Annotated in this window: 1 protein-coding gene; it reads left to right on the top strand. The window is 66.8% G+C overall.

The features are described from left to right. A partial coding sequence (locus G4D83_RS45390) for a condensation domain-containing protein (RefSeq protein ID WP_163871191.1) occupies positions 1-310 on the top strand: 310 nt, incomplete at both ends.

A 310-nucleotide genomic window follows, 5' to 3' on the forward strand; every position in this document is an offset into this window, starting at 1 on the left:
ACTCCCCTCTCTTCCAGGTCATGCTCGCGGTGCAGAACACGCCCTCCAGCACCCTGCGCCTCCCGGGGCTGACCTTCCGCGGAATCGAGGGCGGCAGCCGCGTGGCCAAGTTCGACTTGAGCCTCACACTCGCCGAGTCCCCCGAGGGCTTCGTTGGCTCGCTCGACTTCTGCTCCGACCTCTTCGACTCCGCCTCCATCACTCGCCTGGTGGAGCACTTGCGGACGCTGCTGCGCTCCGCTCTCGCTCAGCCCTCTCTCCCCGTCTCCTCTCTGTCGATGATGGACGAGGCCGAGCAGTCGCGAGTGCT

It is taken from the genome of Myxococcus eversor (assembly GCF_010894455.1).
Lineage (GTDB): Bacteria > Myxococcota > Myxococcia > Myxococcales > Myxococcaceae > Myxococcus > Myxococcus eversor.